Consider the following 10,000-nt stretch of genomic DNA (forward strand, 5'->3'; position numbering starts at 1 on the left):
CCCCCAGCCGATCAGTAGAGATCGAGCGCGTGGAGGATCTCCTTCACGAGCACGTTCTCGGGGTGGTCCTGGTTCAGGCGCTTGAGCTCGGCGAGCGCGGGCTTGGCGGCTGCGCTGGTCGGGCCGGATTTCAGGAGCGAGCAGCGCAGGCGCTCGGCCGCGAGGTCGATCTCGCTCGGGATCGCGCGCTCGCCGCCGCGGAGGATGCGCTCGCAGTCCTCGTAGCGGTAGCTGTTTCGCAGCAGCTCGGCTTCGAGGAAGTACGACTCGGGGAACTTCGGGTACTTCTCGATCACGGCGGCGGTCTCCCGCTCTGCGCGCTTCCGGTCGCCAGTGCCCGCATCCTCGGTGGCGCCGTAGAACGACGCGAGGCCGGCGGCGTCGATCGTTCCCGCCTCGAGCTGCGGCAGGACGCGATAGATGTAGGTTGCGGCCTGCGTGTTGCGGCCGTCGATCTGGAGCGCCTCCGCGAGCTCCTGCTTCGCCTTCTTCGCATCGCCGCGGAACAGATCGATCACGCCCATGTTCCCGAGCAGGTAGGAGCGCGTGCGAAGGCCGCGAAACTCTCGCGCGGAGGCCTTGGCGTCGAGCAGCTTCGCGAAGCCCGCGTGCGCGTCGTCGAAGCGGCCCAGGCGGATCAGCGTGTGGGCGCGCTGCGCCGAGGCGATGAAGGCATCGGGAAGGTTCACCAGCGACGCGTCGAAGTCCGCGAGCGCCTCGTCGAAGCGGCCGAGCGCGTAGTAGACGAGCCCCCGGTCGAGCCGGTAGGAGGGGCTGCGCTCGAGCGAGGTGGAGAGCACGTCCAGCGACGCGAGCGCCTGCTCGAACTCGCCGCTCTTGTAGAAGCGCCGGCCGTCCTCCTGACACACGTTCGTGACGCAGCCCTTCTCGTTCACTCCGCTGCGCAGCTCGCCCTTCGCGGCCATCTCCCGACAGCGCGCGACGCAGCCGGGCTCGGCCGCTCCCGCCTGGAGCGCGGGAAACGCGAGTGCGAGTGCGAGTGCGAGTGCGGGAAGGAGGAGTCGAGTCACCGCCTGGCCGGCCGATCGAAGGGGTTGCGCCTCTCGATCGTCGCGTCGCGCTCCGGACCGACGCCGAGCAGATCCACGGGAACGCCGAGGGCGTCCTCGATCCATCGGACATAGTCGCGCGCCGCTTGAGGCAGGTCGTCGAGGCTGCGCGCGGACTCGATCGGCTCGCTCCAGCCGCGGAAGCTGCGGTAGATCGGCTCGCAGCGGCCGAGCGTGGTGATGCTCGCGGGGAACTCGCGGATCTCCTTGCCGGCCACGCGGTAGCCGACACAGGCGTGGATCTCCGGGAGTCCGGTCAGGATGTCGAGCTTCAGCAGCGCGATGCCCGTGATTCCGTTCACGCGCACGGCGTGCCGGAGCACGACCAGATCGAGCCAGCCGCAGCGTCGCTTGCGGCCCGTAGTGGCCCCGACCTCGCGGCCGACGGATCCCATGTGCTGCCCCGCGGCGCCGGTGTCCTCGGTCGGAAACGGCCCGCCACCGACGCGGGTGGTGTAGGCCTTGCTGATCCCGAGCACGGAGTCGATTCGCGTGGGACCGACTCCCGCGCCGGCGCAGGCGCCGCCGGCGAGCGTGGTCGACGACGTGACGAACGGGTACGTGCCGTGGTCTACATCGAGCAGTGTCCCCTGGGCTCCCTCGAGCAGGACCGAGCGCCCCTCGCGGAGCGCGCCGTCGAGCGTGACGCCAACGTCGTCGACGTAGGGTGCGAGCTTCTCGCCCCAGCGGACCGCGCGTTCCCAGACCTCGTCGAGGGGCTGCGCGGGCCAGCCGTAGAGCTTCTCGAGCAGGAAGCTGCGCTCGTAGTGCGCAAGCTCCAGGCGTTCGCGCAGTGTGTCGGGCTCGAGAAGATCGGAGATGCGCACGCCCGTGCGCGCGACCCGGCTCTCGTAGGCCGGGCCGATGCCGCGGCCGGTCGTGCCGATCGTGATCGTCTGGCGAGCTTCTTCGCGCGCGCGGTCGAGCGCTGAATGCACCGGAAGGATCACGTGCGCGCGATCCGAGATGCGGAAGCGCTCGCGCCCGACGGACACTCCCTTCGCCTGCAGCATCGCGATCTCGCCGAGGAGCACGTCGGCGTCTACGACGACGCCCGGCCCGATCAGATTCAGGGTCGAGGGTTGCAGGATTCCGGACGGGATCAGGTGCAAGATGGTCGTCTCGCCGTCGACGACGAGCGTGTGCCCGGCATTCGGACCGCCCTGGAACCGCACGACGAGGTCGGCGCGGCAGGCGAGCTGGTCCACGACCTTGCCCTTCCCTTCGTCACCCCACTGCGCGCCGACGCATACGACGTTCGGCATGGCCTAGACGACTCGCGCGCCGAGATCGAGCAGCAGCGCCGTCTCGATTCCCGGGAGAGCCCGAACGTCCGCGACGACCTTGCCCGACGGCGTCGGCTCGATCGAGAGCAGCTGCAGCGCCTCCGAGGTGGACGGGTGCAGGCCGAGCTGCATGCGCTTGATGTTGATCCCGGCATCGCCGAGCAGCGTTCCGACGTGACCGACCACGCCCGGGCGGTCCTGATTGCGGATCAGGAACGTCGGACCCTCGGGAATGGCTTCGAAGCGGAAGTCGTCGACGCGCACGATTCGCGGCTGGGTCCGGCCGAAGATCGTGCCCGCGATCAGATGCTCGACTCCGGCTCGCTCGCGAACCCGCACCGTCACCAGGCTGACGAAGTCCTCCGGCTCGGTGGACTTCGTCTCGATCACGCGGATCCCCTGCTTCTGGGCGATCACGGGCGCATTCACGTAGTTCACCTCGTCGCCGAACCACGGCGCGAGGACGCCGCGCAGAACGGCGATCGAGATCGGCTGGACGTTCAGACCGGCGATCTCGCCGGAATACTCGACCTCGATCTCGGCGACCCCGCCGGTCGCGACCTGGCCCTGGAAGAGCCCCAGCTTCTCGCCGAGCACGATGAAGGGGCGGAGCACCTCGAGGTCCTCGGCGGATACCGACGGCAGGTTCACCGCGTTCCGGACCACGCCGCGTTGCAGGTAGTCGCGCACCTGCTCCGCAACGGCGATTGCGACGTTGAGCTGCGCCGTTTCCGTGGCGGCGCCGAGGTGCGGCGTGAAGATCACCTCCTCGCACTGCAGCAGCGGGTGGTCCTTCGGCGGCGGCTCGACCTCGAACACGTCGAGAGCCGCACCCGCGCATTTTCCGCTCTCGATCGCCTCGAGAAGCGCCCGCTCGTCGACGATCCCTCCGCGCGCGGCGTTGATGATCAGGACGCCCTGCTTCGCCTTCGCGAACGCGTCCCGTCCGATCAGTCCGCGCGTGCTCTCGGTGAGTGGTACGTGGACCGTGATGACGTCGGACCGTGCGATCAGCTCGTCGAGCGGTACGAGATCCACGCCCAGACGCTCCGCGCGCTCCTCGGAGACGAGCGGGTCGAACGCGATCACGCGCATGCGCAGCCCTCGCGCGCGGTCGGCGACGATCGATCCGATGTTGCCGAGCCCGATCACGCCGAGAACCTGGTCGAAGAGCTCCTTCCCGTTGAAGCGGGTCTTCTCCCACTTGCCCGAGCGCATGCTCGCCGTGGCCTGGGGAATCTTTCGCGCAAGCGACGTCATCAGCGCGATCGCGTGCTCCGCGGTCGTGATGGTGTTCCCCTCGGGAGTGTTCATCACGATGATCCCTCGCGCCGTCGCCGCGGAGAGGTCGACGTTGTCGACCCCGATTCCCGCTCGACCGATCACGCGGAGCTTCTTGCCGGCCTCGATCACGTCGGCCGACGCCTTGGTGCCACTGCGGATGATCAGCCCGTCGTAATCGGGCAGGATCCGCTTCAGCTCGTCGGCAGAGAGCCCGGGCTTGTGGTCGAACTCGATTCCCTCGGCCGACGCGAGAACCGCGAGTCCCTCGTCCGAAAGCTTGTCGCTGATCAGTACCCGTGTCACCGCACTCACACCTTTCTCAGGCTGCTCGACTGAATTGGTTCGATCGTCGCGCACCGCGAGCCGCAGCTCGGGACTCCAGGAGCACACGAAGGCCGAGGGGGCGCCGGCGCGCGAATCGCCGCGACTTTATCGCCTCGAGCCGGGCCGGTCAACGCGGTCGCCCCCGGGACCCGGAATGGTTTTGCCAGCGGTTTCAGCAGGTTAGCCCCTGTGCTACGTTCGGCCGCGATGCAGGAATTGGCCGTCTCCACGATCTCGCCACCGGACGCGACGGTTCGGATTCCTGGCTCGAAGAGCCTGACGAATCGGGCGCTGGTCTGCTCGGCGCTGGCGGCCGGTACGAGTCGCCTCCTCGGGTGGCTCGAGAGCGACGACACCGCGGCCATGATCGACGGCCTCGGGCGACTGGGCGTGACCGTCGAGCGGGAGGGGGCGGATCTGCTCGTGAACGGCACGGGAGGCGAGTTCGCGATCCCGCTGCACCCGATCGACTGCCGGGCCTCCGGGACGACGATGCGATTCCTCGCCGCCTGCGCGGCGCTCGTGCGCGGCCGGGTCGTACTCGATGGAGTCGCGCGAATGCGGGAGCGGCCGATCCAGGATCTGGCGGACGCGCTCACGTCGCTCGGGGTCTCGGCCCGAACAGTGGCGGGCTGCCCACCCGTCACGATCCAAGGCGGGCGATTGCGGGGCGGCCGCGTGGTCGTGGATGCGAGCAAGTCGAGTCAGTTCCTGTCGGCACTTCTCATGGTGGCTCCGCTGGCGGAGGGCGAAGTCGAGATCGTCTCCGGGCAGATCACCTCGCGCCCCTACGTCGACCTGACGCTCTCGGTGATGAACGCCTTCGGAATCTCGGTGGAACTGCTCGGGAACGACAGCTTCCGGATACCGGGCGGTCAGCGTTATCGCACCCGGAGCTACGTGATCGAGCCGGATGCGACCGCTGCCACGTACTTCTTCGCTGCTGCGGCGATCACCGAGGGGAGAATCCGCGTAGAGGGCCTCTCCCCCGCGTCGGCGCAGTCAGACGTTCGCTTCGTGGAAGTGCTGGAACGCATGGGCTGCTCCGTCGAACGGGGACCGAACTGGATGGCGGTGCGGGGTCCGAGGTATCTGCACGGCATCGACGTCGACCTGAATGCCCTGCCCGACAGCGCGCTCACGCTCGCGGTGGTCGCTCTCTTTGCGCGTGGCCGCACATCCATCCGGAACGTGCCGAATCTGCGCCTGAAGGAAACCGATCGCATGGCGGCGCTCGAGACGGAGCTGCGGAAGCTCGGTGCGCAGGTCGAGACGACCCAGACCGATCTCTTGATCGATCCACCTGCACGAGTCACACCGTGCCGGATCGCGACCTACGACGACCATCGGATGGCGATGAGCTTCGCCGTCGCCGGGCTCGTCGTCGACGGGATCGTGATCCAGGACCCGGACTGCGTGCGCAAGACGTTCCCGGGCTTCTTCGACGAGCTCCGACGCCTCTCGGCGTGAGTGCGACCTCACCGACGATTTCGGTCTATTGCGCGGCAGGACTCGCAGGTGCGTTGTCCTTGACCTGATACGGGCCGACGTCGACGACCTCGAGCGTGCGGTCGCCAGCGACGAACACGTACCGGCCCCGGCGCGCGATCGCCTGCGACCCTCGAACTTGGACCGCGTCGGAGATGCTCCGGCCGGAGGGATCCGCGATCTGCAGGCCTCGATCGCCGAGTAGATAGGTGCGCTCGCCGTCCGCCGCGAGATCGACGACGCGGCCGACTTCGTCGGCAGCGAGACGCCCGACCATCTGAGGTCGGGCAGGGTTCGCAAGCGAGAGTTCGACAGCTTCGTCCTTGCCGAAGACCATCAGCGAATTTCCCGCGATGCGCGAGCCCTTGGCGGTGAATCCGTCCGAGAGCACGACCGGCGAGCCGGACAGATGACGGAGCAGGTGCTTGGGAGACGTGACCTCTACGCGAGTGGGCTGAACGAGATAGATGTACGGCTTGTGGACATCAACGCCGACGTACACCCCCTCGAGAAGTCGATGCGCGACCCTGCGCTCGCTCGAGGTCCGAATCGCGAAGACGCCCTTGTTCCCGGCGATCAGAACTGTGTCGTCGAATGCGTCGACGGCGAAAATGGCGCCAACCTCGGGAACCTCCCACTTTCCGAGTGATACCGGCTTCTCAGCAGTCCGCTTGACGAGTTCGGCGCCGTCCGGCCCGTAGATGAGGACGTGCTCGTCATCGATGAGCTTGATCCCGTTCCAGCTCGAGAGGTCGTCGTCTCGTCGATACCGGTCGATCACTCGTGGGTCGAGCGGCGAGGAGACGTCGACCATGTCGAACCCGCCGCGAGAGAAGAGCACTGCGATTCGGTCTCCACGCATGTCGATGGCGCGAACGTCCTCCAGGTAGTCGAGGCGCTGGATGCGCGCCTCGGTGCTTGCCCAGGTCGACACGGGCACGAAGAACTGCTTCCAGAACGGATAGCGGGAGTTGCCGAAGACGGTCTTGTCTCGACCGTGGGTGCCCTTGAGCAGGTGCTCTGCGGGAGCCTCGAAGGTCCGATCCCAGACCGGCTGGTTTGGCGCAGCGTTGTTGTACAAGCGCACCCGGCAACGCGCCAGGATCGTCGAGCCTCCGAACGTGCCAGAGGCCTGAGCCTCGTCGTAGTCGAGCCGGATCCAGCCCTGCATGTCCGGTGAAGGCTCGCTTCCAGTCGGTATGAACGTGACCTCGATCCCGTGCTCGCGATACTCGCGCGCGACGACGGAGACGAACCCCCGCTGGACTCGCTGCGGCTGAGCCGCGTTGGGCGCCACCTCGACGCGGATGCCGAGGTGCTTGACGGTGGTTTCGTTCTTGAACGCGATGAGATCCAAGCTCCGCTGGGCGTCGGCGGCGAAGTCGCTCTCGGGGAACTCCCGGAGGAACTCCCGCATCGCGGCGATGTCGGGCACACCAGCCGTCATCTCGACGTAGGCAAGATCCCCCTTCACTCGTCGCGCGAGCTGACCGTCCGGATAGGCGGCCAGAAAGCTGCGGTACTCGGCGGCCGTGTTCGCTGAACGGGCGCGCTCGAAGTAGAGCGGCTCCATCGCGGCCGAGAGCTCCGCCGCCAACGGAGTGGCCGGGTAGGTCTGCAGGAACCGCTCGTGACCTTCGATCGTCTTGTGGGCCATCACGCGAAGGAAGGCGATTCGCTCTTCGGCCGCCTTCGCATGACCCGATTCGGGGTTGTCGCGGAGAAATCGGGTGTAGGCAGCGACCGTGTTCTCGCGGCTAGTGCCTTCCCACGACGTGTCCGCGCAGCCCATCGTCGCAATAGCGACGAGCGCCAGCGCGCCGAGAACGCGAACCAAACCACCGGCTGAGCTGAGCACACCGACCTCCCAACCCGGCTCGTGGGCCGGGTTCCTCCCGGGAGTGTTCGGAGTCGCTCGGGAGCGACTTGAGGGATCAGCGCACCATCCAGCGCCACCAGGATCGTCGTCCTGCTATTCCCGGCAGGTGTCCGCTCAAGTGTCGACTCTTCCTGCCGATGATGAACTCGATCGCCGAGGTGCGAGGGGGGGCGGAGATGGAGATCGGGGCGTCGGTTCTGGTGCTGGGCACGGTGATTCTGCTGACAGGGAGCGCTTGGGTGGCATTGCGCCCTGCGAAGCGGTCGATTCGAGCGATGCTCGACGACTCCCGCCCGTGTGCCACACGCTCGCGATCCTGAGCGTGTGGACGCCTCTAGCGGACAGGAGATATGCAAAGACCCCGTTGGTCTTTCGACCAACGGGGTCTCGCATTTGGAACCCACCGTCGCGCTACTCTCCCACCGGGTAAGCCCGGCAGTACCATCGCCGAAGCGAGGCTTAACTTCCGAGTTCGGGATGGGATCGGGTGTGGCCCCCGCTCTATAGACGGCGGGAAAACTTGCTGCCCTGAGGGCCGACTCTCGTCGACCCTCAGGGCAAATGATCGTTTGATGTTCCGCGCCAGCCGAAGCTGTGCACGAGCGAATTTCGACGGTTCAGGTCAAGCCTCACGACCGATTAGTACCGGTTAGCTCCGCGCGTTACTGCGCTTCCACACCCGGCCTATCAACCTCCTGGTCTCGAAGGGGTCTTTAGCGGACCGAAGTCCGAGGGAGATCTCGTCTCGAGGTGGGCTTCCCGCTTAGATGCCTTCAGCGGTTATCCCGTCCACAGATGGCTACCCGGCTGTGCCGCTGGCGCGACAACCGGTACACCAGAGCTGCGTCCATCCCGGTCCTCTCGTACTAGGGACAGCTCCTCTCAAATCTCCTGCGCCCACGACAGATAGGGACCGAACTGTCTCACGACGTTCTAAACCCAGCTCGCGTGCCACTTTAATCGGCGAACAGCCGAACCCTTGGGAGCTGCTTCACCCCCAGGATGTGACGAGCCGACATCGAGGTGCCAAACGGCGCCGTCGCTGTGAACGCTTGGGCGCCATAAGCCTGTTATCCCCGGCGTACCTTTTATCCGTTGAGCGATGGCCCTTCCATACGGTGCCACCGGATCACTAAGACCGACTTTCGTCCCTGCTCGACTTGTAGGTCTCACAGTCAAGCCCACTTATGCCTTTGCGCTCTTCGGCTGGTTTCCAATCAGCCTGAGTGGACCTTTGTGCGCCTCCGTTACTCTTTAGGAGGCGACCGCCCCAGTCAAACTACCCACCACACACTGTCCCGGGCCCGGATTACGGGTCTCGGTTAGGACGTCAGGCACACAAGGCTGGTATTTCAAGGTTGGCTCCACCGAGACTAGCGTCCCAGCTTCAAAGCCTCCCAGCTATCCTACACATGCAAGACCGACGGCCAGTGTGAAGTTGTAGTGAAGGTGCACGGGGTCTTTCCGTCTAGTCGCGGGTAGACGGCATCTTCACCGTCATTTCAATTTCGCTGAGTCCCTGGTTGAGACAGCGGGGAAGTCGTTACGCCATTCGTGCAGGTCGGAACTTACCCGACAAGGAATTTCGCTACCTTAGGACCGTTATAGTTACGGCCGCCGTTTACCGGGGCTTCGGTTCATCGCTTCGCCTCCGAAGAGGCTGACGAGTTCCCTTAACCTTCCGGCACCGGGCAGGCGTCACACCCTATACATCCTCTTACGAGTTAGCAGAGTGCTGTGTTTTTAGTAAACAGTCGCTACCCCCTGATCACTGCGACCCCGGAAAGCTCGAGGAGTGAATCCTCTCACCAACCGAGGCACACCTTCTCCCGAAGTTACGGTGTCAATTTGCCGAGTTCCTTAACCAGAGTTCTCTCAAGCGCCTTGGGATGCTCTCCCCACCTACCTGAGTCGGTTTGCGGTACGGTCACCAGCGCAACTCCCTACGAGGCTTTTCTCGGAAGCATGGGATTGCTGACTTTCGGACAAAATGCCGTCGTCTCGTATCTCGGCGTTGAATGGGTTCGTGGATTTTCCTGCGAACCCCGCCTACATACTTTCCCCGCCTAATCCAACAGGCGGTACAGCTACCCTTCTCCGTCCCCCCTTCGGTCGAACGCTACGCTAGCGGCACGGGAATTATTAACCCGTTTCCCATCACCTACGCCTTTCGGCCTCGGCTTAGGGGCCGGCTGACCCTGGGAAGATTAGCTTTACCCAGGAAACCTTAGGTTTACGGCGAGCGAGTTTCTCACTCGCTTTATCGCTACTCATGTCCGCATATTCACTTCCAGAACCTCCAGCCGTCCTCACGGTCGACCTTCATTGGCTACTGGAACGCTCCCCTACCAGACACATCATCCGAAGATGATGTGAATCCGCGGCTTCGGTGGCGTGCTTAGCCCCGTTACATTTTCGGCGCGAGACTACTCGACCAGTAAGCTATTACGCACTTTTTGAAGGATGGCTGCTTCTAAGCCAACCTCCTGGCTGTCTAAACGGTCTCACATCCTTTCCCACTCAGCACACACTTGGGGACCTTAGCCGACGGTCTGGGTTCTTTCCCTCTCGACTATGGAGGTTATCCCCCATACGTCTGACTGCTGCACTGCTCTCACCGGCATTCGGAGTTTGGTTGGGTTCGGTAATCTGGTAGGACCCCTAGCCCA

At 65.2% G+C, this 10,000-nt stretch carries 5 protein-coding genes and 2 rRNA genes (1 of these 7 cut by a window edge); 1 reads left to right on the plus strand and 6 read right to left on the minus strand.

From position 1 onward, the window contains the following. Positions 1-11 precede the first annotated feature (11 nt). Genes FJ108_09990 through FJ108_10000 form a run of 3 tightly spaced genes read right to left on the minus strand, consistent with a single transcriptional unit; the run spans position 12 to position 3,943 of the window. Entirely contained in the window at positions 12-1,031 is a 1,020-nt protein-coding gene (locus tag FJ108_09990; protein ID MBM4336232.1) for a hypothetical protein, read from the minus strand. Next, positions 1,028-2,335, minus strand: coding sequence for an adenylosuccinate synthase (locus FJ108_09995; GenBank protein MBM4336233.1), 1,308 nt, complete (start codon positions 2,333-2,335; stop codon positions 1,028-1,030). The genes FJ108_09990 and FJ108_09995 overlap by 4 nt, the downstream gene beginning before the upstream one ends. A 3-nt stretch (positions 2,336-2,338) precedes the next feature. After that, positions 2,339-3,943 carry a phosphoglycerate dehydrogenase gene (locus tag FJ108_10000; GenBank protein ID MBM4336234.1) on the minus strand — a complete coding sequence of 535 codons (1,605 nt, stop codon included), beginning with the start codon at positions 3,941-3,943 and terminating at the stop codon, positions 2,339-2,341. 228 nt (positions 3,944-4,171) lie between these two features. Here FJ108_10000 and aroA point away from each other — a divergent pair, with 228 nt between their 5' ends. Beyond that, positions 4,172-5,434, plus strand: coding sequence for a 3-phosphoshikimate 1-carboxyvinyltransferase (gene aroA / locus FJ108_10005; protein ID MBM4336235.1), 1,263 nt, complete (start codon positions 4,172-4,174; stop codon positions 5,432-5,434). A 25-nt stretch (positions 5,435-5,459) separates the two neighbouring features. On the opposite strand, the gene FJ108_10010 is transcribed toward aroA, so the two are convergent. The 3 genes from FJ108_10010 to FJ108_10020 form a co-directional block, all read right to left on the minus strand. Beyond that, on the minus strand, positions 5,460-7,109 hold the full coding sequence (locus FJ108_10010; protein MBM4336236.1) for a hypothetical protein: 1,650 nt from the start codon (positions 7,107-7,109) through the stop codon (positions 5,460-5,462). Between the two features lie 620 nt (positions 7,110-7,729). Next, a 5S ribosomal RNA gene (gene rrf / locus FJ108_10015) occupies positions 7,730-7,846 on the minus strand. A gap of 104 nt (positions 7,847-7,950) precedes the next feature. Further along, positions 7,951-10,000: ribosomal RNA gene (locus tag FJ108_10020) — 23S ribosomal RNA — on the minus strand; it runs 933 nt beyond the window's last position.

It is taken from the genome of Deltaproteobacteria bacterium (assembly GCA_016875225.1).
GTDB lineage: Bacteria > Myxococcota_A > UBA9160 > SZUA-336 > SZUA-336 > VGRW01.